At 67.7% G+C, this 1,009-nt stretch carries 1 protein-coding gene; it reads left to right on the top strand.

The genetic code is table 11. The features are described from left to right. Nucleotides 1–1,009, top strand: a 1,009-nt coding sequence (locus tag ACRDSQ_RS00430) for an Ig-like domain-containing protein (protein ID WP_431417765.1), incomplete at both ends; no start/stop codon positions are given.

Raw genomic sequence — 1,009 nt, 5'->3', positions numbered from 1 at the left:
CTCCATGCAATTCAGCCGGCGCCAGATCAACGCCACGCTGTTGCCCGACGGTAAGGTGCTGGTCACCGGCGGCACCGCCGCGCCCGGCTTCAACGATCCCAGCGGCGCCGTGCATGCGGCAGAGCTTTGGGATCCGACGACCGAAGACTGGACGACGCTCGCCAGCAGTTCGGGAATTCCCCGCGTGTACCACTCTGCGGCGCTCCTGCTGCCCGATGGTCGGGTCTTGAGCACGGGCGGTAACGGGTACCCGGACACTGAGATCTATTCGCCGCCCTATCTGTTCAAGGGAACCAGGCCGACGATCTCGTCGGCACCGCCCAGCGTCGCCTATGGGCAATCCTTGTTCGTCGGAACGCCGGACGCCTTGACGATCTCCAAGGTCACGATGCTGAGACTCTCCTCGGTGACCCACGCTTTCAACGAGAGCCAGTACATCAACGAGCTGAGTTTCTCGCAAACGACGGGAGGCCTCGACGTCACGGCCCCTCCCCACGGCAATGTTGCGCCTCCTGGCCACTACCTGCTCTTCATCCTGAACGGGAGCGTGGTCCCATCGGTCGCCAAGTTCGTCCAGCTCGTCGGCACGGCAGCCCCCGACAACACCCCCCCGACGGTCTCCCTAACCGCTCCGGCCAACGGGGCCACCGTCTCGGGCACAGCGGTCCCGGTCTCGGCCGACGCCGCCGACAACGTGGGAGTTGCGGGCGTGCAGTTCCAGCTCGACGGGGCCGACCTCGGTGCCGAAGACACCGCCTCGCCCTACACTGTCACCTGGAACAGCACCACCGCGACCAACGGCTCGCACACGCTGACCGCGCGCGCGCGCGATGCGGCCGGCAATACCACCACCTCCGCGACCGTCTCCGTTACCGTCAGTAACGCCGCCCCGGATCCGACCCCGCCGACGGTTTCGATCACCGCTCCGGCCGGCGGCGCGACCGTCTCGGGCACAGCGGTCCCGGTCTCGGCCGACGCCGCCGACAACGTGGGAGTTGCGGGCGTGCAG

The sequence above is a fragment of the Actinokineospora sp. genome, from assembly GCF_050699995.1.
GTDB lineage: Bacteria > Actinomycetota > Actinomycetes > Mycobacteriales > Pseudonocardiaceae > Actinokineospora.
The sequence above is the reverse complement of the archived record's forward strand: the minus strand, read 5'-3'. Positions and strand labels throughout refer to the sequence as shown.